Origin of the sequence: Streptomyces sp. WAC 06738 (assembly GCF_003945505.1) — a bacterium.
Lineage (GTDB): Bacteria > Actinomycetota > Actinomycetes > Streptomycetales > Streptomycetaceae > Streptomyces.
Window position 1 is genome coordinate 5,480,619 of the sequence record NZ_CP029618.1, and the last position, 23,864, is coordinate 5,504,482.

Below are 23,864 nucleotides of genomic sequence, written 5' to 3' on the forward strand. Positions count from 1 at the left end.
GGCAAGGGTGCTGCTACTCCGCGGCCGGCGTGCCCGCGTTGCCGCTGCGGGTGCGGCGACGGCGGCGGCGCGGCTTGCGGGGCGCGGCGTCCGCCGCGTCCGCACCCACGCTCGCAGCCTGCTCCGGCGCGGTCTCCTGCTGCCCGGCGGCGCCCTCGGCGGCCTCCGCCGCCACCGGGCGGCCGCTGCGCGTGCGGCGGCGCTGCCGCTGCGTACGGGTCCGCTTCGGGCGCTCCTCGGTGGCCGACCGGCGCGAGCCCGCGCCGCGGCGGCCGCCGCCCGTCTCGCCCAGGTCCTCCAACTCCTCGGCGCCGAGTCCCGCGCGGGTGCGCTCGGCGCGCGGGAGCACGCCCTTCGTACCCTCGGGGATGCGCAGCGCCTCGTAGAGGTGCGGGGAGGTGGAGTAGGTCTCCTCGGGGTTCTCCAGGTCGAGCTCCAGCGCCTTGTTGATCAGGTGCCAGCGCGTGATCTCGTCCCAGTCGACCAGCGTGACCGCCGTGCCGGACGCGCCCGCGCGGGCGGTGCGGCCGATGCGGTGCAGGTACGTTTTCTCGTCTTCCGGCGTCTGGTAGTTGATCACGTGCGTGATGCCGGCGACGTCGATGCCGCGCGCCGCCACGTCCGTGCAGACCAGCACGTCGACCTTGCCGTTGCGGAACGCCCGCAGCGCCTGCTCGCGCGCGCCCTGGCCCAGGTCGCCGTGGACCGAGCCGGCGGCGAACCCGCGCCGGGTCAACTGCTCGGCGACGTCCGCACAGGTGCGCTTCGTACGGCAGAAGATCATGGTCAGCCCGCGGCCCTCGGCCTGGAGGATGCGCGCCAGCATCTCCGGCTTGTCCATGGAGTGCGCCCGGAAGGCGTGCTGCTCGACGGCGGCGACCGTCGCGCCCTCGTCGTCCGGCGCGGTGGCGCGGATGTGGGTGGGCTGGGACATGTAGCGCCGGGCGAGGCCGATGACCTGCCCCGGCATGGTCGCCGAGAACAGCATCGTCTGCCGCCTGGCGGGCAACTGCTGGATGATCTTCTCGACGTCCGGCAGGAAGCCGAGGTCCAGCATCTCGTCGGCCTCGTCGAGCACCAGCACCTTGATCTTCGACAGGTCCAGCTTGCGCTGGCCGGCGAGGTCGAGGAGGCGGCCGGGGGTGCCGACGACGACGTCGACGCCCTTCTTCAGCGCCTCGAGCTGGGGCTCGTACGCCCGGCCGCCGTAGATCGACAGCGCGCGGACGTTACGGACCTTGCCGGCGGTGAGCAGGTCGTTGGTGACCTGGACGCACAGCTCGCGGGTGGGGACGACGACGAGCGCCTGCGGGGCGTCCGTCAGGGCGCCGGTGTCGGCGCGACCGTTCTCGACGTCGGCGGGGACGACGACCTTCTCCAGCAGGGGAAGGCCGAAGCCGAGCGTCTTACCGGTACCGGTCTTGGCCTGGCCGATCACGTCGGTGCCGGCGAGGGCCACGGGAAGGGTCATCTCCTGGATGGGGAAAGGAGTGGTGATTCCCACGGCCTCCAGGGCCTCAGCAGTCTCGGGGAGGATCCCCAGGTCTCGAAACGTGGACAGGATGCTTGCCTCTTCTGTCGGTCGCGGCGAGCGGCGGGGGACGGGGGTCGTACCGCGCGGGCGGCGCGGGACCACTTCTACCGTCACTCGCGCGCTCAAGCCGCGAGAATTCCCTCCGGCGGTGTGCGTACGGCGGGACAGGCCGCACGGGCTCCGCTGAGAGCGGTCGGGGTCGGAGCCGATCGGGCCACCGACCGGGCATCCTTCAATACATGCTTCCCACGCGCCTCCGGGCTCACGCCCGCGGCATGGGGGACCCGCCGTGACCGGCGAGTGCTATACCACTCTACCTAAAATCGTGCAGCCGTGTTGTGCGATGTCTCATAGTCCACGGGCTGACCAGCCTCTTCCCAGGCCCCCGCGGGCCGCTATATTCCGCTCCTATGGAGACTCCCCCTGCCGACGAGGCCGCCCCCCAGGACACCGGCGACACCAGCGGAACCGGCGACACCGCCGCACCCGCCGCCTCCGGCGTAGCCGCAGAGGACTGGGCGCAGGCCGCCGCCGACCCGCAGTACCGGGCCGCGGTCGTGGACCTGCTCGGCGCCCTCGCCTACGGCGAGCTGGCCGCCTTCGAGCGGCTGGCGGAGGACGCGAAGCTGGCGCCCGGTGTGGAGGACAAGGCGGAGCTGGCGGCGATGGCCGCCGCCGAGTTCCACCACTTCGAGCGGCTGCGGGACCGGCTGGCCGAGATCGACGAGGACCCGGCGCGGGCGATGGAGCCGTTCGCCGCCGCGCTGAACGAGTTCCACCGCCAGACGGCGCCGTCCGACTGGCTGGAGGGGCTGGTCAAGGCGTACGTCGGCGACTCGATCGCCAGCGACTTCTACCGCGAGGTCGCGGTCCGGCTGGACTCCGACACCCGCGGCCTGGTGCTGAGCGTGCTGGACGACACCGGGCACGCGACGTTCGCCGTCGGGAAGGTCCGCAGCGCCATCGAGGCCGACCCCCGGGTGGGCGGCCGGCTGGCGCTGTGGGCGCGGCGGCTGATGGGCGAGGCGCTGAGCCAGGCGCAGCGGGTGGTGGCGGAGCGGGACGCGCTGTCGATGATGCTCGTGGGCGGGGTCGCCGACGGGTTCGACCTGGCGGAGGTGGGGCGGATGTTCTCGCGTATCACCGAGGCGCACACCAAGCGGATGGCGGCGCTGGGCCTGTCCGCATAGCGCGGCGCCCGGGCGGTCCGCCCGGGCGCGCGTGCGTCTTCCTGCTTCCAGGGATGGGGTACGGGTACGGGCCGCTCAGCGCACCGGGCGGCCCGCCAGGTACGCCGCCGCGGGGCGGCTCCGCTCCCGGTTCTTCACCAGCAGCGACAGCATCGCCGCCGAGAAGGCGCCGGCGACCGGCAGGACGATCGGCAGGTTCCCCGCGCCCAGCACCGTGTGGGCCAGGGCGGCGCCGAGCACGGCGGCCCCGGGGCCCGTGGCCAGCGTCAGGTTCCGGTGCCGGAAGCGATCCGGATAGCGGGAGAGTGCGGCCAGCGCAATCGCCAGGCCGATGACTGCGGAGAGTACGGCTGCCAGGATCATCATCTCGCGCCCGCCCTTCGTTGGGCCCCACTCTGCTGGGGTGAACCGGACGCTCCGGATCTACCCGCATGGATCCGCGGGCAAACGACGGCCCCCCGGTGCCGGACACCGGGGGGCGGACGAGCTGCGCGAGCGGGGGATCCGCCCTCAGAGGGCGCCGAAGCCCACCTTGCGCGCGGTGGGCGCACCGATCTCCACGTAGGCGATGCGGCCCGACGGCACGAGGATCTTCCGGCCGCGGTCGTCGACCAGGGTCAGCACCTCCGACTTGCCGCCGAGCGCGTCCGCCACCGCGCTCTCGATCTCTTCGGCGGACTGCCCGCTCTCCAGGCTGATCTCTCGGGGGGCGTGCTGCACGCCGATCTTGACCTCCACGGCCTGATCCCTTTCGGTCAGTTGGATGTACGAGTGCACACTAACCCGGCGTGCACACCCCGCGGGACCGATGCCTGCACGCCCGCAGCGAACACCGCTGCGGGACGTGTCCGCGGGCCGCCTCTACGCCTGTTCCGGGCCCCCGTGCATCGGGAAGCCGGCGATGCCCCGCCAGGAGAGCGAGGCGATGAGGCGGGCGGCGTCGTCGCGCGGGATGGACCGGCCGGAGCCCAGCCAGTAGCGCGCGGTGATCTGCGCCATGCCGCAGAGCCCCACCGCGAGCAGCATCGCCTGCTCGACCGGCAGGTCGGTGTCCTCGGCGATGACCTCGCTGACGGCCTGCGCGCAGTCCAGGCTCACCCGGTCGACGCGCTCGCGCACCGCGGGCTCGTTCGTCAGGTCGGACTCGAAGACCAGCCGGAAGGCGCCGCCCTCGTCCTCGACGAAGGCGTAGTACGCGTCCATCGTGGCGGCGACGCGCTGCTTGTTGTCCGACGTGGACGCGAGCGCCGCGCGCACCGCCTGGAGGAGCGCGTCGCAGTGCTGGTCGAGCAGGGCGAGGTACAGCTCCAGCTTGCCGGGGAAGTGCTGGTAGAGCACCGGCTTGCTGACGCCGGCGCGGTCCGCGATGTCGTCCATGGCGGCGGAGTGGTACCCCTGGGCGACGAAGACCTCCTGGGCCGCACCGAGGAGCTGGTTGCGGCGCGCGCGGCGGGGAAGCCTCGTACTGCGTGGACGCGTCTCGGCCTGCTCCATGGCTGTCACTGCGCCTCCTGGTTCCTGAGATGATCGCCCCCGGGACGCCGGGCCTGTCCGGCGGGCCGACCGCAGGTGCCATCGTACGTGCGGGTAATCGTCCGGCGCTCCGTCGCTGCGCGAAATTTCATCGCCCCTGACCCGGGCCGAACCGGGGCAATACCGAGCACGTCACCGGTATTCGTCCTCGTCCTGTTCGACGACGCGCGCCTGCTCTGCGGCGTCCGCGGGATTGGCCTCGTCGCCGCCGCGCTCGCCCGGTGTGACGTCCTCGTCGCGCTGGTCCACCTCGGCGCGCTGCTCCGCGGCGTCCGCCTCCGGGGTCTCGGCGTCCCGTTCCGCGGGCTCGTCCGCCCTCCCGCGTCGCCCCGCACGGCGGGCGGGCTCGTCGAAGGTGTCCGAATCCTGCGGGTCGACCGCCATGGCGTCGTCTCCTCTCCGCGTCGTTCGTCACCCGGACTTCGGGCACGGTTACGGGTGATGTCCGCTATACGTCCTCCACACGAGCGTAAGAGAGGGCGCTTTCGGCCGCGAGGCGGCTTGTGAGCGCGAACACATGAACCACTGCGTGACTGTCTCGTAACATTGCCCCCATGCCGTCGACAGAGCGCTCTCTGGCGGGCGACGAAGTATCCCCGGCGAACGGCTCGCCCGGGACCGCGCCGCCCTCTCCTCCCGAAGGCCGGGACGGCGTCGAGCGACGGCGGGTGACGCTCCCCGGGCTCACCCTCGCCGTCCGCGGCCACCCGCCGGCGCGCCCGGGACTGCCGCCCGCGGTGTACGTGCACGGGCTCGGCGGCTCCGCGCTGAACTGGGCCGGCCTCGGCCCCCTGCTCGCGGCCCGCGTCGACGGCGACGCCGTCGACCTCCCCGGCTTCGGCGACTCCCCGCCCCCCGACGACGGCGACTACTCCCTCTCCGGCCACGCCCGCGCCGTCATCCGCTACCTCGACGCGGCCGACCGCGGCCCCGTACACCTCTTCGGCAACTCGCTGGGCGGCACCATCGTCACCCGCGTCGCGGCCCTCCGCCCCGACCTGGTGCGCACCCTCACCCTCATCTCTCCCGCGCTGCCCGAACTGCCCCCGCAGCGCACCGCGATGCCCACCGCGCTGCTCGCCGTGCCCGGGGTCACCGCGCTCTTCGCCCGGCTGACCCGTCACTGGACCGCGGAGCAGCGCACCCGCGCGGTGCTGGGCCTCTGCTACGGCGACCCGGGCCGGGTCAGCCCGGAGGGCTTCGCGGAGCACGCGCGCGAGTACGCCAGGCGCATGCGGCTGCCGTACCACTGGGACGCGCTGGAGCGGTCGGCGCGCGGGGTCGTCGGCGCGTACACCCTGGGCGGGCAGCATTCGCTGTGGCGGCTGGCCGAGCGGGTGCTGGCCCCTACGCTGCTCATCTACGGCGGGCGCGACCAACTCGTATCGTTCAGGATGGCGCGGCGGGCGAAGGCCGCGTTCCGCAACTCGCGGTTGCTGGCCCTGCCGGCGGCCGGGCACGTGGCCATGATGGAGTACCCGGAAGTGGTGGCCAGGGCGTTCACCGAGATGCTGGACGAGTACGAGACAGGGATCGCAGACGCGAGCCCCGGCGGGAGCTGACACACACGGTGGGCAGGCACAGCGCGTCCGGCAAGGGCAAGAAGGCGCGGGACGGCGGCGGGACCCGGTCGGGGTCCGGGCCGGCGCCCGGGTCCGGGCCGCGGCCGCCGCTGCCGCGGCGGGGCGACACGGGGCCGATCCCGCGGATCAGCGACACGGGCCCGATCCCGCGGGTGACGGAGACGGGTCCGGTGCCGCGGGTCTCCGACACGGGTCCTGTGCCGCGGGTTCCGGGGGACGGGCGCACGGTCTCGGGCACGGGCGCGATGCCGCGGTTCGGCGACACGGGCCCGGTGCCGCGGGGCTCCGACACGGGTCCCATCCCGCGGGCCGGCGGGACCGGGCCGATCCCCCGGGTCTCCGATACGGGTCCCATCCCGCGGGCCGGCGGGACCGGGCCGATCCCCCGGGTCTCCGACACGGGCCCCATCCCCCGGGCCGCCGGGACCGGGCCGATGCCGCGGGTCTCCGGGACCGGGCCGATTCCCCGTGTCTCGGACACCGGGCCGACGCCGCACGTCGGCGACACCGGGTCGATGCGGCGCGTCGCCGGACCTGGGGGGCCGCCGCCCGTGCACGGGATGCCCCGCCCGTCCCGCGGTCCCCGCACGGTCCCCATGGACGACACCGGCGAGCGCCCCCTCGGCCACCCCGAGCACCGGGAGCCCGGCGGCGGGTGGGGCATGCCGCCGTACGAGCAGCCCGGGCGCGGGCTCGGCGCCGCCACCGTCGCCGCCACGCCCACGCCCGTACGGCAGGACTACCTCGACGCCTTCGACGGGCCGGGCCCCGGCCAGATCGCCGATCCCGCCGTGCGCCGCCGCCCCGGTGACGTGCCGGGTCCTGCCCCCGCCGCCGACGACCTCGGCCGGCCGCCCGGCGACGAGGAACCGCCCGACGACACCGCGGCCGCCCTGCACTCCACGGGTGGCGGCCGCCGCCGCAAGCAGCGCCCCGCCAACCGCGGCCGGGTCGTGACCGGTGTCGCCGCCGCCGTCGTGACGTGCGCGCTCGCCGCCGCCATCGCCGGCCAGGTCTCCGACGGCCGTGCCAAACGGGCCGACGCCGCCGCCTCCGACGAGCGCAAGCAGCGGGCCGGCGCCGACGGCGCCTCCCGCTCGGGCGACCGCGACGACCCGGCGGGGCCGGACGAGCGGGACCGCGCGGACGCCGGCGAGGACGCGCGGGCCGTGCCCGCCACGTACACCGAGAAGATGGCGGCCACGTACCCCCTCAGCCGCAACCTCACCGGCTCCGGCAAGCTCACCACCGTCCCCGGCCACGACAAGGCGCCCGGCCGCGGCGAGGTCGTCACCTACCGCGTGGACGTCGAGGACGGGCTGCCGCTCGACGGCGAGCTGTTCGCGGCCGCCGTGCACAAGACGCTCAACGACGAGCGCAGTTGGGGCGGCCGGGGCGACCGCACCTTCGAGCGGGTGGGCCGGGACCGGGAGTCCGTGTTCGTCATCACCCTGGCCAGCCCCGGGACCACCGACGAGTGGTGCGCCAGGTCGGGGCTCGACACCAGCGACGAGGACGTGTCCTGCGACTCCGCCGCCACCGAGCGCGTGATGATCAACGCCTTTCGGTGGGCGCAGGGTTCGAAGACCTACGGCGACGACATCCACGCCTACCGGCAGATGCTCATCAACCACGAGGTCGGTCACCGGCTCGGGCACGGGCACGTCGGCTGCGAGCAGGACGGCGCGCTGGCTCCGGTGATGATGCAGCAGACGAAGTACCTGTCGACGGACGGCGCCACCTGCAAGCCCAACCCCTGGCCGTACCCGCGCGACTGACCCCCGGCGGGCGACGGGGCGGGCAAAACGCCCCACACCCCGAATAGTCACGGGTATTCACCCCTTCCGGTGGTGCGACGGACAACCGTCCATCGCACTGCCCCGCCGCGTGCGTACCGTCCTCCCACCGGATGGAGCCACAGCAGTTTCGGGGGTGTTCTCGTTGCGCATCGGCCTTCTCGCGGAGGGCGGATTCCCGTTCGCCGCGGGCGAGTCGCCGGGGTGGTGCGACCGGCTCGTACGCGGGCTTGCGCACCATGAGTTCGACGTCTTCGCGTTTGCGGTCGATGCGGCGCAGGAGTCGTCGGGGCTCGTACCGCTGCCGCCGCAGGTGCGGGCGGTGCACGTCGCGCCGCTCTGGCGCCCGGTGCCGGGCGAGCGCCGCTACGGGCGCGCCGAGCGGCGCCGGTTCGCCGAGCACTTCGCGGAGTTGGCGGGCGCGCTGGCGGCCGGGGGCGCCGGGGAGTTTCCGGGGCGGGAACCCGGGCGGGAGTCCGGGCAGGACCGTTTCACTTCCGGTCTCTACGGGCTGGCGGAGCTGGCCAGGGACGCGGGCGGCCCCGGGCGCGCGCTCCGCGAGGAGCAGGCGGTCCGGATCCTGGAGCGGGCCTGCCGGGCGCCGGGCGCACATCCGGTGGTGCGGGGGGCGCGCGTCGCGGAGTTGCTGGCGGTGGCGGCGCATCTGGACCGGGCGCTGCGGCCGTTGGGCGCCGGGTGGTACGGGGACGGCGGCGCCGGGCTGGCCGGTGCCGACCTGTGCCACGCGCTCTCCGGCGGCCCCGCGGTGCTGCCCGGCCTGCTGGCGCGCCGGTTCTTCGGCACGCCGCTGCTGGTGACGGAGTACGGGGTGCGGCTGCGGCGGCACTACCTGGAGAGCGGCCGGTGGGCGTACGCCGGCGGCACCGTGACCGTACGGGCGCTGGTGGCGGCCTTCCACCGCCGGCTGGCGGCCGAGGCGTACGACAAGGCGGCCCTCGTGACCCCGGGCAACGCGCACGCGCGGCGCTGGGCGCTGCGCCTGGGCGCGGCGGGGCACCGGCTGCGGACGGTGTACCCGGGCATGGACGCGGCGCGGTTCGCCGAGGTGGCCGACCTGCTGGCGGCCGGGGACGACCGGACCCTGGTCTGGGCCGGCCGGATGGAGCCGGCCGGGGACCTCATCGCGCTGCTGCACGCGTTCGCGGAGATCCGCAGGGAGGAGCCGGCCGCCCACCTCGTCGTGGCGGAGACGGGCCCCCCGGCCGCCGCCCACGCGGGCTACCGCGACCACTGCCGCGTGCTGGCCGCCCGGCTCTTCCCCGACGAGGCGGCCGACGCGCACGCGGCGGGCGCCGGCCCGGTGTCGTTCGAGGAGATCGGCGACCCGGCGCTGCCGGACCGGGCGGCGGCGTACGCGGCGGGCGGGGTGACGGTGCTCTCCAGCGTCATGGCGGGCTTCCCGCTGGGCCTGGTCGAGGCGATGCTCTGCGGCCGGGCGACGGTGTCGACGGACGTCGGCGCGGTCCGGGAGGTCATCGGCGGCACGGGCCTCGTGGTCCCGCCCCGGAACCCGCGGGCGCTGGCGGACGCCTGCCTGGCGCTGCTCCGCGACCCGGCGCGCCGCGCGCGGCTGGGCGCGGCGGCGCGGGCGCGGGCGGCGGAGCTGTTCACGGCGGAGCGGAACGTGGACGCGTTCGGCTCCCTCTACCTGGAGCTGGCCTCCCGGGGCCCGGCCTCCGCCCCGGCCCGCGCCACCCCGCACCCGTTCGCGCATCCGCCGGAGGCGTATCTGGCGGCCGCGCCGGTGCCGGACGCCGGCCGGGTGGGTACGGGCCCCGTGCTCGAGGGGGCCGACCGATGACGGACGGCCCGAGAGCGACTCCGGAGCCGCAGACGCGGGCGCCGTCGCCGCCCACCCCGGCGGAAGACCTGGCGGAAGCCCTGGAGGAAGCTTTCGGCCCCCGCCCGGAAGCCCCCGCCGTAACGTCCCTCCACTCCCCGCCCGCCGAAGGCGAGGCGGGTTCCCCCGGCGCGGGGGCGGCGGAAGCCGCGGGGAGAGGGACTTCCGCGCCAGGCGCGCGGGCGGCCTCCTCCGGCGCGGCCCCGCGGGGCGCCGGAGGCGCCGCCCCCGCGGTCGCCGGGCACCCGGGCCCGCCCGGCACCGCTCAGCCGGCCCCCTCCTCCGCCCCGGCCGAGCCCGCCGAGCCTGCCGAGCCCGCCGGGCCGGCCGCGGGCGAAGCTGCTCCCGTCGCCGCGACCCCGGCCGCCGCCGCCCCGGCCGTCCGGCCGCGGCGCGGGTCCGCCGATCCCGTGCGGGGGCTCATGCACCGGCACCGGGAGTTGTGCAGGCGGGCCGTCGATCCGCTGGAGATCGCCGCCGGCCTTGAGGCGCACGGCGTCACCGACCGGACCGCCGTGCGGTACCGGCACCGCGATGTGTTCTCCCTCGCCGAGGAGATGTACGTACGGACCCGGCGGCCCGGCGCCGAGCCCCCGCCGCCGGGCACGCCCCTGCCCCGTACCCCCCTCGCCCCGCTCGCCCATCTCCTGCCGCTCGGCGGCGGGCTGCTCGTGCTCGGCGCCGCCGGGCTGCACGGCCGGGCGCAGGTGGCGCTCACCGCCGCGGGCGTCGCCTGGGCCGTGGTCGCGCTGGTGCTCGGGTCGCAGCGGGGGCCGCTGAGGGTCGGGGCCGGGCTGCCGCCCGCGGCCGGCCTCGCCGTGGGGTGGCTGCTGGCGTACGCGGCCTACGGGGACTGGTTCCTCGGCGAACTGCTCGGCGGCGCCACCGGCGTCACCCGCGCCCCCGTCGTGCCGTACGCCACCGCCGCCGCCCTCGCCGCGCTCACCGCCGCCGTGCTGCCCGCCGCGGCCGTGGCCCGGTGGTTCTCCGCCCGTGCCCGCGGCCGCCTGCGGGAGAGCCGCGATCTGGCCGAGTTCCGTGCCCGCGCCCGCCCGCTGCTCGCCGCCGCCGTCGCCGCCGTGCTGGCCGTCCTCGCCGCGCTGCAGCTCGCCGCCGCGGCCGCGGGCCCCGCCCTCGGCGGGACCGCCCGCGGGCCCGCGGTCCCCGCCGCCGCCTGCGCCCTCGGCGCGCTGCTCTTCCTCGCCCGGCTGCTCGCCGTGCACGGCTTCCCCCGGGCCGCCGCGTACGGTCTCGCCGCCGCCTGCGCCGCGCAGGTCACGGCGCTGCTGCTGGTCCTGGCCGCCCGGGTCCCCGGGCTTGCCGTGCTCGGCCGTCCGGTCGAGCTGCTGGTCGCCGGCTCCGCAGGTTTCCGTATGGCCGCCGTGCCTGCGGTCGCCTGCGGCGCCGCCGCGCTCGCGCTGCTGGCGTACGCCGGCCGCGCACTCACCCGAGCCTCCGCTCATCGCAAGGAGCACAACGAGATGACCGCACCACCACTGGCCACGCCCGGCTCGAACGACGGGGGTGCGCGATGAGGGTGTTGCTCATCGGCGGCACCGGCTTCGTCGGCCGCTACGTCGCCGACCGCCTGCTCGCCGACCCCGCCGTGCAGCTCACCGCGCTCGGCCGCGGTGACGACGCCGACGTGCGGTTCGACCTGTCGTCCGGCAGCCCCGGCGCGCTCACCCGGTTCCTCGACGCCGTGCACCCGGGTGTCGTCGTCAACTGCGCGGGCACCACCCGCGGCAGCGCCCGCGACCTGACCCGGCACAACACCGTCGCCGTCGCCACCCTCTGCGAGGCCATGCGGCGCAGCAGTTGCTCCGCGCGGCTCGTGCACGTGGGCTGCGCCTCGGAGTACGGGCCCTCGCCGGCCGGCTCGTCGACGGCCGAGGACGCGCTGCCGCGCCCCGGCGGCCCGTACGGCGTGAGCAAGCTGGCCGCGACCGAGCTGGTGCTCGGCTCGGGGCTCGACGCCATCGTGCTGCGGGTGTTCTCGCCCGCGGGCCCCGGCACCCCGGCGGGCTCCCCGCTGGGCCGGCTGGCGGAGGCGCTGCGGCGGGCGATGCAGCAGGGCGACGGCGAACTGAAGCTCGGCGGGCTCGGCGCGCAGCGGGACTTCGTGGACGTACGGGACGTGGCGCGGGCGGTGCACGCCGCGTCCCTGTCGGCGGCGCAGGGCGTGGTGAACATCGGCGGCGGGCGCGCGGTGCGGCTGCGGGACGCGGCGGCGGCGCTGGCGCGGATCGCGGGGTACAGCGGCCAGTTGCACGAGTTCGACACGACGCTGACCGGCCGGATCCCGCAGCCCGCGGGCGCGGGACACGGCCTCGGGCACGGCGGCCACGGCCCGGGGCACGGCATGGGCCACCCCCTGGGCCACGGCCACGGTCCCGGGCACGGACCCGGCCACGGCACGAACGGCGGCCCCGGCGCGGAACCGGCGGCGGTCGCCGCGGCGTATCCGTATCCGGACGGGTGCGGTGCCTGGCAGCAGGCGGACATCAGGACGGCCCGGGACCGCCTCGGCTGGCGGCCCCGGATCGGAATCGAGGAGAGCCTTGCGGACATCTGGATGGAGGCGGCATGCCGCATCTGAGACCTGACGGGCCGGGCAGGCCGCCCGGCGCGGCCGCGGCGCTGCGGGACCTGCCGGGCGTGCCGCCCGTGCCCGAGGGCCGGCGGCAGCACCCGCCGCAGCCGGCCGAGACCCCCCTCCGCCTCGCCGTCCCCGGCTACGCGCACCCCCTCGTCGCCCCCGTCGAGTGGGGCGAGCTGACCCGGCCCGCCGCCGCGGGCGCCGTCCACTGGACGGTCCTCGACGTCGCCGGCGGGCCGGGTGCCCGTCCCGACCCGCACTGCCTGGAGGCCGCGGGCCGGCTGAAGTCGGCGCGGGTGCGCACCCTGGGGCGGCTCGATCTGCGCCACGGCCGCCGCCCCTTCGGCGAGTTGATCACCGAGGCGCACCGGTTCCTGGAGTGGTACCGCGTCGACGGCTTCTACCTCGGCCGCTGCCCCGCCGACCGCGACCTGCTGCCCGAGGTCCTGCGGGTGACGACGACGCTGGGCGCGCTCGCCCCGCGCGTCCACGTCGTCCTCGGCATCGGCACGCACCCGTACCCCGGCTACGCCGAGGCCGCCGACCAGCTCGTCACCTTCGCCGGCCCGTGGGCGGACTACCGCTGGTCGCAGGTCGCCGAGTGGACCGCGGAGCACCCCGCCGAGCGGTTCTGCCACCTGGTCCACGGCGTACCGCCGAGGCATCTGGACGAGGCGATGCGGGTCGCCCGCTGGCAGGGCGCGGCCTCGGTGTTCTTCACGGACCGGCCGGGCTGGGAGGCGCTGCCCGGCTACTGGGACGACCTCGTCTCGCGTCTCGGACAGGGAGTCTCGGAATGAGGAGGCGCGTGGCAGTGTTACGGGAAGACCCACTGTGCTCTCACACGCTTACGGAGTCCCCGTGTCGCTGCCACCGCTGGTCGAGCCCGCCCCCGAGCTCTCCGTCGACGAGGTCCGCAGGTACTCGCGCCACCTGATCATCCCGGACGTCGGGATGGCCGGCCAGAAGCGGCTGAAGAACGCCAAGGTGCTCTGTGTGGGCGCCGGCGGCCTCGGCTCGCCCGCGCTGATGTACATGGCCGCGGCGGGTGTGGGCACGCTCGGCATCGTCGAGTTCGACGAGGTCGACGAGTCGAACCTGCAGCGGCAGGTCATCCACAGCCAGGCGGACATCGGCCGCCCCAAGGCGGAGTCCGCGCGCGACACGGTGCTGGGCATCAACCCGTACGTGAAGGTGAACCTCCACCAGGAGCGGCTGGACTCCTCGAACGTCATGGAGATGTTCGCCGAGTACGACCTGATCGTCGACGGCACGGACAACTTCGCCACCCGCTACCTGGTCAACGACGCCTGCGTGCTGCTCGGCAAGCCGTACGTGTGGGGCTCCATCTACCGCTTCGACGGCCAGGCGTCCGTCTTCTGGGCCGAGCACGGCCCGTGCTACCGCTGCCTGTACCCCGAGCCCCCGCCGCCCGGCATGGTGCCGAGCTGCGCCGAGGGCGGCGTGCTGGGCGTGCTGTGCGCGTCGATCGGCTCGATCCAGGTCAACGAGGCCATCAAGCTGCTCGCCGGCATCGGCGACCCGCTGGTCGGCCGGCTGATGATCTACGACGCCCTGGAGATGCAGTACCGCCAGGTCAAGGTACGCAAGGACCCGGACTGCGCGGTCTGCGGCGAGAACCCGACCGTCACCGAGCTCATCGACTACGAGGCGTTCTGCGGCGTCGTCTCCGACGAGGCGCAGGAGGCCGCGGCCGGCTCCACGATCACTCCGAAGCAGCTCAAGGAGTGGATCGACGACGGTGAGAACATCGACATCATCGACGTCCGGGAGCCCAACGAGTACGAGATCGTCTCGATCCCGGGCGCGCGGCTGATCCCGAAGGACGAGTTCCTCATGGGCAACGCCCTGGAGGGGCTGCCGCAGGACAAGAAGATCGTCTTGCATTGCAAGACGGGTGTCCGGTCCGCGGAAGTCCTGGCGGTGCTGAAGTCGGCGGGCTTCGCCGACGCGGTGCACGTGGGCGGCGGCGTGGTCGGCTGGGTGAACCAGATCGAGCCGGACAAGCCCATCTACTGACGTACGGCGCACCACGCGCACGACGCGGCGTGCCGCCGCCGGAGGGATTCCGGCGGCGGCACGTCCGTCTCGTCTGTCTTCCCGGGCGGGCTACTTGCGGCAGGTCGTGTCGTTCTGCGGGGCCCGGCCGTCGAGGAGGTACGTGTCGACCGCCTCCTGCGTGCAGCGGTTGCCGCTGCCGTACGCGCCGTGCCCCTCGCCGACGCGCGTCAGCTTCACCGCCACGTCGCCGCCGAGCGCCTCGGCCATCCGCTGCGTGCCCTCGAACGGCGTCGCCGGGTCGCCCGTGCTGCCGACGACCAGCATCGTGTCCGCGCCCTCCGCGCTCACCCGGGGCGTCGAGCGCTTGCCCGTCACCGGCCAGCCGTCGCACGAGGCCAGCCCCCAGGCCATGAAGTCGCCGAACACCGGCGACGCCTTGCGGAACTCCGGCAGCCGGTCGCGGATGTCGTCGATCGAGTAGCGGTCCTTGGTGTCCGCGCAGTTGACCGCGAGGAAGGACGACTGGAGCGTGCTGTAGTGCCCGTCGGGCTCGCGGCCGTTGAGCGCGTCGGCCAGGAGCAGCAGGGTCGCGCCGTCGTCGTCCTGCGCCTGCTCCAGGCCCTGCGTCAGCAGCGGCCAGAGCTGCTTGGAGTACAGCGACTGCGCGATGCCCCCGGTGGCCAGCGACTCCGTCAGATCGCGGCCCGAGGAGCCCGGGATCGGCTTGCCGTCGAGCCGCTTCAGCAGGTCCGCGACGTCTTCGGTGGCGACCGCGGGCTCCCCGGAGCCGGCGTCGCCGAGGGGGCACTTCTCGCCCTTGTTGGCGCAGTCCTCGGCGTAGCTCTCCAGCGCCTGCTGGAAGCCCTTCGCCTGCGCGAGCGAGCGCTGCGCGCTGTTCTGCGTGGGGTCCACCGGGCTGTCGAGCACGGCCCGGCCGATCCGTTCGGGGAAGAGATGGGCGTAGACGGCGCCCAGTTCGGTCCCGTACGAGACGCCGAAGTAGTGCATCTTGTCGTCGCCGAGCGCGGCGCGCATGAGGTCCATGTCACGGGCGGCGCTCTCGGTGGCGACGTGCGGCAGCACCTTGCCGGACTTCTTCTCGCAGGCGGCGGCGAAGTCGTGGATCCGGTCCAGGTACGCCTTCTCCTCCGCCTTGTCGTCGGGGGTGTTGTCGGCGGCGAAGTACTTGTCGAGCGCGCGGTCGTCGAGGCAGTGCACGCCCTCGCTGCGGCCGACGCCGCGCGGGTCGAAGCTGACGAGGTCGTAGCGCTTGTGCAGCGTCTTGTACTGGGAGGCGAGGCCCGGCAGGGTCTCGATGCCGGAGCCGCCGGGGCCGCCGAAGTTGAAGAGCAGCGAGCCGATGCGGTCCTCCCGCGGCCCGGTGGCCTTGGCGCGGATCATGGCGATGCCGATCTTCTCGCCGTCCGGCTTGTCGTGGTCGAGCGGTACGTCGAGCGTGCCGCACTGCCAGTCGGTGTCCGCGGCCGGCGCCCCGGGCGCGGGCTTGGGGAGGTTCTTGCACGCCCCCCAGTGGATGCCGGCGGCCGCCGCGCCGTCCTCCAGCCCTCCGTCGCGCTCGGACGACGACGCGATGGCGCAGCCGCCCGCGGCCATGGCGGTCAGCAGGACGGTGGCGGCGGTGACGGCGGTGGTCGGCTTGGTGACCCGCACGGCGGCTCCCCGGTCTCGGCGGTGGCGGACTGCCATCGTCCGGCGGGGCGCGGACGGCCGCGCGCTGCGCGGAGCGTACGGGTGAGTACGGTGGTCCCCGTACCGTTCACCCCCGCCACCAGGGAGGCCGCGTGTCCTACTACGTCCTCGACTACTCCTACGTCGACGACTACCTGGCGCGGCGGGACGCCTACCGCGAGGCCCACCTCGACCTCATCCGCGAGTGCCACCGGCGCGGCGACCTCTTCATGGCCGGGGCCATGACGGAGGCCCCGCCGCGCGGCCTGCTGATCTGGCGGACCGAAGGCCCCGGGCCCGCCGAGGAGTTCGTCAGGAGGGACCCGTACGTGGCGAACGGGCTGGTGGACAAGTGGAGCATCCGCCCCTGGAACGTCGTCGACCTCTGACCCGCCCCGGGCCGGGCCCGGCTACAGGGCGCCCTTGCGGGTCAGATGGGTGAACGACAGCCACCCCGGCAGCACCGGCATCCAGAACGTCAGCAGCCGGAAGAGCAGCACCGCCGACAGCGCCGTGTCGCTGGGCATCCCCGCCGCCGTCAGACCCGCGGTGAGCGCCAGCTCCACCGCGCCCACGCCGCCCGGCGTCGGGGCCGCCGAGCCCAGCGCGTTGCCGGCGAGGAAGACGACCGCGACGCTCGCGAAGCTGAGGTCGCCGCCGAAGGCCCGTACCGAGGCGTCCAGGCAGAGCACGAACGACAGCGTCATCAGCACCATGCCGCCGATGCCCGCCGCGAGCTTCTGCGGGCGCTGGAGCACGTCCAGCATGCGCGGCACCACGCCCGCGAAGAGCGACCGGATCCGCGACGACACGGCCTTCCGCAGGAACGGCACGGCCGTGATGATCAGGATCAGCACCGCCGCCGCGAGCAGACCCGCGATGACCGTACGGGACGGGGACAGCGACGGCGTCCGCTCGGTCCCCGTCAGATAGCCGAAGGTCAGCAGCAGCAGGATGTGGCTGCCGAGGCCGAAGAGCTGCGAGGCGCCGACGCTCGCGACCGCCAGGCCGGGCCGTACGCCCGACTTCTGCAGGAAGCGGGTGTTGAGCGCGACCCCGCCGACCGCCGCCGGGGCGACCAGCTTGACGAACGAGGCGGCGACCTGCGCCAGCACCGTCCGCCCGTACGGCACCCGCTCGGGGACGAAGCCCAGCAGCGACATCGCGGCGGCGAGGTAGGTGGCGGAGGAGAAGAGCGCGGCCAGCGCCGCCCAGCGCCAGTTCGCCTGCGCCAGCACGTCGTCGACCTTGACGTGGGTGAGCTGCGTCAGCAGGAAGTACGCGGCGAAGACGCCCGCGATGATGCTGACGAGCGTGCGCGGCCTGATCCGCTCGATCCGTACCGGCTCCACCGGCGCCTGCGGCCGGATCAGCAGCACGTGCTGGCGGATCTGCGTCAGCACGTCCTCCTCGCGGGCCTCGTCCAGGGCGCCCTCGATCGCCCGCTTCTCGGCCTGCTTGGCGGCCCGCATGCTCTTGCGGTCCCCGGCCGCCTGGTGCTTGCGCGACCGCGACGCCTCGATGACCGCCTCCCGCTCGCGCGCCGCCCGCTCCCGGGAGAGCCGGCGCAGCTCCGCGCGGGTGTCCCGGGTGAGCGCGATCGGCTGGAGCAGCGGCAGCGCGTCGGCGACCGCGTCCGGGCCGAGGACCTCCACCGCCGCCGCGACCGCCCGCTCGGCGCCGACGCGCAGCGCGAAGGTGGTGAGCAACTGGGCGATGTCCATGCGCAGCACGACGTCGCCCGCGGCGATGTCGCCGTTGCTGAGGTCGGTGAGGATCACCTCGCCCGAGCGCGTCACCAGCACGGCGTCCGCGTCCAGCCGGCGGTGCGCGATGCGGCGCGACTGGAGCGCCCTCACCTGCCGCCAGCTCTCGCGCATCAGCCGGTCGGTGATCACCTCGTCGGCGACGGTGGCCAGCGGCCGGCCCCCGGTGTGCTCGTAGACGAGCATGACCGCGTCGGGGCCGAGGTCGGAGGTGGCGATGAGCTTGGGGGCGTTGGCGCCGGCGGCGATCGCGGCGTACGACAGCAGCGCCTCCTGCTCCAGCGCCTGCCGCAGCGACTGCATGCTGCGCCGCTGGTAGACGCCGCGCAGCGAGAGGCGGCGCCAGGCGCGGTAGAAGAAGCCCTGGGCCTGCTGCTCCCGGTCGACGACGGTGACGTCCAGCGGCGGGCCGTCCTCCAGCGTGACCACGAACCGCCGCCCGCGGCCGTCGCCCTCCAGGTCGGGCTGCTCCTCGGGCACGAGCGCGCTCACCGGGCGGAAGCCGACGCGGCGCAGGCCGGCGAGGAGGTTGCGGCCGGTGGGGCGGACGTTGGGGGAGCCGACCGCGTACATCGTGCCGTAGGCGACGGTCCAGCCGATGAGGACGGTGAGCAGGATGGCGAACGGGGTGGTGTAGCCGCCGACGAGCACCGCGAGGCCGTCGAGCACCAGGACGGTCCACATCAGCACGCGCCAGCGGGCGTGCCTGGCCATGCCGACGGCGGTCATGTACGCGATGACGGGGGCGAGATAGCCGTGTACGGGGTCGGTGCGCCCGCCGTCGCGGGCGATCTGCGTGAGCGCCCCCTGCACGGAGCCGGGGGCGGCCTCGGAGACCCAGAGCGAGACGGCCAGCCCCGCGCCGTGCGCGAGGACGGCCGCGAGCACGCCGTCGGCGATGCGCAGCCCGTCGCGCTTGACGAGGCGCTCGACGGCGAAGGCGACCGGGACGATGAGGACGGCGATGCTGGAGGTGAGGCCGCCGAGGGTGACGACGAACGAGGGCGTGTACTCGGCGCCCTTGGTGATGTCCTCCTCCAGGCCCTCGGTGGTGCCGTGCGCGACGGCGGCCAGGCCGAGGACGGCGGCGATGCCGAGGATGCCGAGGAGCAGCCGCATGAGGTCGGAGGGGCGGTGCACGCGGGCGGGCAGGAGGGGATCGTCGCCCTCGATGGGGCCGGGGGCGGTGCGGCGGCGGGAGTCGTAGCGGGCGGTGGCGGGGGAGTGGGGGCGGGGGGTGTCGTAGAGGCCGCGGGGGTGGTCGGGGGAGTCGTCGCGGTCGGCGTCCTGCTCGTCGTACGGGCCCGGGTGGGCCCGCTCCTCCCGCCCGTCACGCCCCTCGGGACGGGCCTGCCCGTCCGGGCGGGCAGCGCTCTGCGCCTCCGTGGCCGGCTCTGCCGGCGGAGGCTCCGCCGCGGAGTCGCGCCGCATGCCCTGGGTTGTCCCGTCTTCGTCTCGTATCACCAGTCACCGCCCGCACGATGGTGGCACGAGCATGTCTCCGATGGTCGCATCCGGGTCTGCTTGACGGCGGTGTGCCCGCCGCCGGCCGCGGCGCCGGACTGTCGGCGGTCTGGGGCAGGATGGGGCGGATGGACGACGCGACACCCTCCGCCGGCCCTCCGGGCCCGGACGCCGGCCTGCTCGACGAGTACGCGGACCGGGTGCTCTCCGTGGCGGAGCGCATCCCGCCGGGCCGCGTGATGACGTACGGGGATGTGGCGGAGTTCATAGACCGCGGCGGGCCGCGCCAGGTGGGCCGGGTGATGGCGCTCTACGGGAGCGCCGTGCCCTGGTGGCGCGTGGTGCGCGCCGACGGCCGGCCGCTGCCGGGCCACGAGCGCGAGGCCCTGGAGCACTACCGGGTGGAGGGCACGCCCCTGCGCGCCACCACCGCGGGTGACCAGCGCATCGACCTCCGCCGCGCCCGCTGGGACGGCCGCGGCGACGGTGTCGAGGGTCATATCTGACAGCTTCCGACACCGGGCACCAAACGGCCCGGGCCGCCGCCCGTACGGAGTACGGTTCGGCAACCGGCACCTCCCTTCCGTCCTCTGTCACCGGCGATACATGTGAGCACTTTGCCCGTCTCCTCTCCGGCCTACCGGCTCGTCCGCACCGCACCCGTGCGGCCGGTCCCCCCTGTGCCGGACGCAGCGCAGCGCGCGGTGGTTCATCACGGGGACGGACCGCTGCTCGTGCTCGCCGGGCCGGGGACGGGCAAGACGACGACTCTCGTGGAGGCCGTCACCGAGCGGATCAGGCGCGGGGCGGACCCCGAGCGGATCCTCGTGCTGACGTTCAGCCGCAAGGCGGCGGTGGAGCTGCGCGACCGGATGGCGGCCCGGCTGGACGGCGCGCGGGCGCCGCAGGCCAGCACCTTCCACTCGTACTGCTACGCGCTGGTGCGGGCGCACCAGGACGCCGAGATGTTCGTCGAGCCGCTGCGGCTGCTGTCGGGGCCGGAACAGGACGTCGTCGTACGGGAACTCCTCGCCGGACACGACGCGGACGGCGCCCGTGCGCGGGTGTCCTGGCCGGCGGAGCTGCGGGCCTGCCTGACGACGCGCGGGTTCGCCGACGAGGTGCGGGCGGTGCTGGCGCGCAGCCGGGAGCTGGGCCTGGGGCGGCGGCGCTGGACCGGTTCGCGGCGGCGGCGGGGCGGCCGGACTGGGCGGCGGCGGGGGAGTTCCTGGCGGAGTACCTGGACGTGCTCGACATGCAGGGGGTCCTCGACTACGCGGAGTTGGTGCACCGGGCGGTGCTGCTGGCCGAGTCGGAGCGGGTGGCGGCGGAGCTGGCGGGGCGGTACGACGCGGTGTTCGTCGACGAGTACCAGGACACGGACGCGGCGCAGGTGCGGCTGCTGCGGGCGCTGGCGGGCGGCGGCCGGACGCTGGTCGCCTTCGGCGACCCGGACCAGTCGATCTACGCGTTCCGGGGGGCGGACGTCGGGGGGATCCTGACGTTCCCGGAGGTCTTCCCGCGGCGGGACGGCGCGCCCGCGCCGGTCGCGGTGCTGGGCACGTCGCGGCGCTCGGCCGCCAAGCCGCTGGCGGCGACGCGGCTGCTCACGCGCCGCATGCCGCTGCCGCGGCTGCCGTCGGCGGCGGTACGGGCACACCGGGGGCTGGTGCCGGTGCGCGACGGGGGGCGGGTGGAGGCGTACACGTACCCGACGGCGAGCGGCGAACTGGACAACGTCGCGGACATCCTGCGCCGGGCGCACCTCGAAGAGGGCGTGCCGTGGCGTGAGATGGCGGTCCTGGTCCGCGCGGGCGCCCGCACGATCCCGTCGGTCCGCCGCGCCCTGACCTCGGCGGGAGTCCCCCTCCGCATAGCGGGCGACGACCTCCCCCTGCGCCACGAACCGGCAGTACAGCCCCTGCTGACGGCCCTGAGGACCACGGCCGCGGCGGTACTGCCTCCGGCGGGGCGGGGGGAACGTACGGAGGCGGAGGGCGGCGAGACGACGCCCGGGAGTACGGCGGACGCGGCACCCGGCCCGGGGACGGACCCCGGCGAGCGCAACCCCGAACCCGGCGAACGCCACACCGCCCCCGTACCAGCCGACGACACCGCCACCCCTCCGGCCCCCGACCCCTGGATCCCCCCCGACGTCGCCATCGCCCTCCTCTCCTCCCCCCTCGGCGGCATGGACGCCGCCGACCTGCGCCGCCTCGGCCGCGCGCTCCGCGACGAGGAGCGGGCCGCGGGCCGCTCCGTACCGCGGCCCTCCGACGTCCTCCTCGCCGAGGCCCTCGCGGAGCCCCGCCGCCTCGTGGTCCACGACCGCGCCTACGCCGGCAGCGCCCTCCGCCTCGGCCTCCTCCTGCGCAAGGCGCGCGACCTCCTCACCCGCGGCGGCACCGCGGAAGCCGCGCTCTGGGAGCTGTGGGACGGCACCCCCTGGCCGGCGCGGCTCCAGCGCGCCGCCGCCCGCGGCGGTCCCGCCGGGCGCAACGCCGACCGCGACCTCGACGCCGTCTGCGCCCTCTTCGAGACCGCCGCCCGCGCCGAGGAGCGCACCGGCGGCCGCGGCGCCCTCAACTTCCTCGAAGAGCTCGAAGCCCAGGACATCGCCGCCGACGTCCTCACCCGCCGCGCCGACGACTCCGCCGGCCCCGACGCCGTACGCCTCATGACCGCCCACCGCGCCAAGGGCCTGGAGTGGCGGCTCGTCGTCATCGCCCAGGTCCAGGAGGGCCTCTGGCCCGACCTGCGCCGCCGCGGCTCGCTGCTGGAGGCGGACCGCATCGGCCGCGACGGCCTCGCCGAGCCGCTGCCGCCCGGCGCGATCCTCGCCGAGGAGCGCCGGCTCTTCTACGTCGCCGCCACCCGCGCCCGCGAACGGCTCGTCGTCACCGCCGTGAAGGCGCCCGCCGAGGACGGCGACCAGCCGTCGCGGTTCCTCGCGGAGCTGGGCGTCGACCCCAAGGACGTCACAGGACGGCCCCGCCGCCCGCTCTCCGTCGCCGCGATGGTCGCCGAGCTGCGCGCGACGACGGTCGACCCCGAGGCGTCCGACGCCCTGCGCGCCGCCGCCGCCGAGCGGCTGGCCCGGCTGGCGGCGCCGGCGGACGACGGCCGTCCGCTGGTGCCCGCCGCGCACCCGGACCGCTGGTGGGGCCTGGACGAGCCGACGGAGAACGCGGTGCCGCTGCGCGACCGCGACCTGCCCGTCGCGCTCTCCGGCAGCGCGGTGGGGCAGTTGGTGGACACCTGCGCGCTGCAGTGGTTCCTGGGCCGCGAGGTACGCGCCGACGCTCCGGCCTCCGCCGCGCAGGGCTTCGGCCTCGTCGTCCACGCCCTCGCCGACGAGGTCGCCTCCGGCCGTACCCCCGCCGACCTCGACGCGCTCATGGAGCGCCTCGACGGCGTGTGGGACGGACTCGCCTTCGACGCCCCGTGGAAGTCCGCGCAGGAGAAGGGGAACGCGCGCGCCGCCCTGGAGCGCTTCCTGCGCTGGCACGTGCTGGAGCGGGGCCGCCGTCCGGTGGCCAGCGAGCGGGACTTCGACGTCACGCTGAAGGCCGGTACGTACGAAGTGCGGATCAAGGGCACCATGGACCGCGTCGAGGAGGACGCCGAAGGCCGCGCGTACGTCGTCGACTTCAAGACCGGCAAGTCGCGGCCGACCGGGCCCGAGGTCGCCGAGCACGCCCAACTCGCCGTGTACCAGGCCGCCGTCGCCGAGGGCGCGGCGGGCGCGGAGCGCACCGTGTCCGGCGGCGCCGAGCTGGTCCACCTGCGGATCGGGGCGCCCGTCCGGGAGGGCGGCGACGCGCTGCCGAAGGTGCAGCGGCAGCCGCCCCCGGAGGGCGACTGGGTCCCCCGGCTGCTGGCGACCGCCGCCGCCCGGGTGCTCGACGAGCGCTTCGGGCCGACGCCCGGCGACCACTGCGCGCAGTGCGCTTTCCGCAGCTCGTGCAGCGCCCGCCCGGAGGGCCGGCACGTCGTGGAGTGAGACCACGGTAGGAGACCCCGGTGTGACACCGCGGCTGTCTGTGTGGTCGTATGACCAATCGGTCAGGTGTAAGCAACAAGTAAGGATTGACTGTGCGTAAGAGCGTGGTGGCGGCGGCGCTGGTCTCGGCCCTGGGTGTGACGGTCCTCTCGGCGTGCGGCAGCGAGGACAGCGGTCTCGCGGGCAAGTCGCCCGAGGAGATCAAGGACGAGACGGTGGCGGCCATGCGCTCCGCCAAGTCCATGACCCTGGACTTCCAGCAGACGGGGGCGGCGGGGACGGCGATGAAGCTGTCGGTGACCAAGGGCGGCGAGTGCGCCGGCAGCGTCACCACGCAGGGTGCCACCGCGGAGATCCGCCGCGTCGGCGGTACGTCCTACATGAAGCCGGACACGAAGTTCTGGGAGCAGAACGCCGGCAGCCCGGAGCAGGCGCAGCTCATCGAGGCGACGGTGGGCGACCGCTGGGTGGAGATGGGCGCGGGCCAGGACGACTTCGCCTCCTTCTGCGACCTCGACACGATCCTCAAGGACATGGACGACGAGGACAAGGGCGATGGGGAGAAGGGCGACAAGAAGGACACCACCGAGAAGGGCGACGAGGGCGAGGTGCGCGGCACCCCGACCATCACGCTGATCGCCAAGGAGGACGGCGAGACCACGCGGGTCCACATCGCCACCGAGGGCGAGCCGTACATCCTCAAGATGGAGATGGAGGACGGGGACCAGCCGGGCACGGCGGAGTTCTCGGAGTTCAACGAGAAGGTCGACGTCACGGCGCCCGCCGACGCGGTGAACCTGAACGAGCTGGGCGGCTGAGCCCGT

General features: G+C 75.1%; 18 protein-coding genes and 1 pseudogene. 12 read left to right on the top strand and 7 right to left on the bottom strand.

Features of this window, described 5'->3' with window-relative positions; all coding sequences use genetic code 11:
* Positions 1–13: 13 nt before the first annotated feature.
* On the bottom strand, positions 14–1,471 hold the full coding sequence (locus DMB38_RS24330; protein ID WP_125936943.1) for a DEAD/DEAH box helicase: 1,458 nt from the start codon (positions 1,469–1,471) through the stop codon (positions 14–16).
* Between the two features lie 473 nt (positions 1,472–1,944).
* Here DMB38_RS24330 and DMB38_RS24340 point away from each other — a divergent pair, with 473 nt between their 5' ends.
* Positions 1,945–2,724, top strand: coding sequence for a ferritin-like fold-containing protein (locus DMB38_RS24340; RefSeq protein ID WP_125936945.1), 780 nt, complete (start codon positions 1,945–1,947; stop codon positions 2,722–2,724).
* Between the two features lie 75 nt (positions 2,725–2,799).
* Here DMB38_RS24340 and DMB38_RS24345 read toward each other — a convergent pair whose 3' ends face one another.
* The 4 genes from DMB38_RS24345 to DMB38_RS24360 form a co-directional block, all read right to left on the bottom strand.
* Complete coding sequence (locus DMB38_RS24345; protein WP_047020351.1) at positions 2,800–3,087, bottom strand: hypothetical protein; 288 nt, start codon at positions 3,085–3,087, stop codon at positions 2,800–2,802.
* Positions 3,088–3,234: 147 nt separating this feature from the next.
* The gene (locus DMB38_RS24350) at positions 3,235–3,462 is read right to left on the bottom strand and encodes a DUF3107 domain-containing protein (protein WP_018834999.1); all 228 of its coding nucleotides are present in this window, start codon (positions 3,460–3,462) and stop codon (positions 3,235–3,237) included.
* 123 nt (positions 3,463–3,585) lie between these two features.
* Entirely contained in the window at positions 3,586–4,227 is a 642-nt protein-coding gene (locus DMB38_RS24355; protein ID WP_125936946.1) for a TetR/AcrR family transcriptional regulator, read from the bottom strand.
* Positions 4,228–4,389: 162 nt separating this feature from the next.
* The gene (locus DMB38_RS24360) at positions 4,390–4,641 is read right to left on the bottom strand and encodes a hypothetical protein (protein WP_125936947.1); all 252 of its coding nucleotides are present in this window, start codon (positions 4,639–4,641) and stop codon (positions 4,390–4,392) included.
* A 170-nt stretch (positions 4,642–4,811) separates the two neighbouring features.
* On the opposite strand from DMB38_RS24360, the gene DMB38_RS24365 reads away from it, so the two are divergent.
* From DMB38_RS24365 to moeZ, 7 genes are all read left to right on the top strand, one after another.
* Entirely contained in the window at positions 4,812–5,819 is a 1,008-nt protein-coding gene (locus DMB38_RS24365; RefSeq protein WP_240662442.1) for an alpha/beta hydrolase, read from the top strand.
* Between the two features lie 617 nt (positions 5,820–6,436).
* Complete coding sequence (locus tag DMB38_RS24375) at positions 6,437–7,618, top strand: DUF3152 domain-containing protein (RefSeq protein WP_240662443.1); 1,182 nt, start codon at positions 6,437–6,439, stop codon at positions 7,616–7,618.
* Between the two features lie 163 nt (positions 7,619–7,781).
* Positions 7,782–9,458, top strand: a complete 1,677-nt coding sequence (locus tag DMB38_RS24380) for a DUF3492 domain-containing protein (RefSeq protein ID WP_346429517.1) — start codon at positions 7,782–7,784, stop codon at positions 9,456–9,458.
* A gap of 461 nt (positions 9,459–9,919) precedes the next feature.
* On the top strand, positions 9,920–11,032 hold the full coding sequence (locus DMB38_RS24385; RefSeq protein WP_240662444.1) for a hypothetical protein: 1,113 nt from the start codon (positions 9,920–9,922) through the stop codon (positions 11,030–11,032).
* Positions 11,029–12,096, top strand: a complete 1,068-nt coding sequence (locus DMB38_RS24390; protein WP_125936950.1) for an NAD-dependent epimerase/dehydratase family protein — start codon at positions 11,029–11,031, stop codon at positions 12,094–12,096. Before DMB38_RS24385 ends, DMB38_RS24390 begins: the two co-directional genes overlap by 4 nt.
* On the top strand, positions 12,084–12,896 hold the full coding sequence (locus DMB38_RS24395) for a spherulation-specific family 4 protein (RefSeq protein WP_125936951.1): 813 nt from the start codon (positions 12,084–12,086) through the stop codon (positions 12,894–12,896). The genes DMB38_RS24390 and DMB38_RS24395 overlap by 13 nt, the downstream gene beginning before the upstream one ends.
* Positions 12,897–12,957: 61 nt before the next feature.
* Entirely contained in the window at positions 12,958–14,136 is a 1,179-nt protein-coding gene (gene moeZ, locus DMB38_RS24400; protein WP_125936952.1) for an adenylyltransferase/sulfurtransferase MoeZ, read from the top strand.
* A gap of 90 nt (positions 14,137–14,226) precedes the next feature.
* Here moeZ and DMB38_RS24405 read toward each other — a convergent pair whose 3' ends face one another.
* Positions 14,227–15,789 (bottom strand): alpha/beta hydrolase, encoded by a 1,563-nt coding sequence (locus DMB38_RS24405; protein ID WP_125936953.1) that lies wholly within the window; start codon positions 15,787–15,789, stop codon positions 14,227–14,229.
* A gap of 131 nt (positions 15,790–15,920) precedes the next feature.
* On the opposite strand from DMB38_RS24405, the gene DMB38_RS24410 reads away from it, so the two are divergent.
* The gene (locus DMB38_RS24410; RefSeq protein WP_125936954.1) at positions 15,921–16,196 is read left to right on the top strand and encodes a YciI family protein; all 276 of its coding nucleotides are present in this window, start codon (positions 15,921–15,923) and stop codon (positions 16,194–16,196) included.
* Between the two features lie 21 nt (positions 16,197–16,217).
* On the opposite strand, the gene DMB38_RS24415 is transcribed toward DMB38_RS24410, so the two are convergent.
* Entirely contained in the window at positions 16,218–19,004 is a 2,787-nt protein-coding gene (locus tag DMB38_RS24415) for a lysylphosphatidylglycerol synthase transmembrane domain-containing protein (RefSeq protein ID WP_125936955.1), read from the bottom strand.
* Positions 19,005–19,165: 161 nt separating this feature from the next.
* Between DMB38_RS24415 and DMB38_RS24420 the strand changes: the two genes are divergently transcribed.
* From DMB38_RS24420 to DMB38_RS24430, 3 genes and pseudogenes are all read left to right on the top strand, one after another.
* Positions 19,166–19,543: an MGMT family protein gene (locus DMB38_RS24420; RefSeq protein WP_125936956.1), complete on the top strand. Its 378-nt coding sequence runs from the start codon at positions 19,166–19,168 to the stop codon at positions 19,541–19,543.
* Positions 19,544–19,717: 174 nt separating this feature from the next.
* Positions 19,718–23,040: pseudogene (locus tag DMB38_RS24425) on the top strand (ATP-dependent DNA helicase).
* Between the two features lie 92 nt (positions 23,041–23,132).
* Positions 23,133–23,858, top strand: a complete 726-nt coding sequence (locus tag DMB38_RS24430; protein ID WP_125936957.1) for a hypothetical protein — start codon at positions 23,133–23,135, stop codon at positions 23,856–23,858.
* The last annotated feature ends 6 nt before the right edge of the window (positions 23,859–23,864 follow it).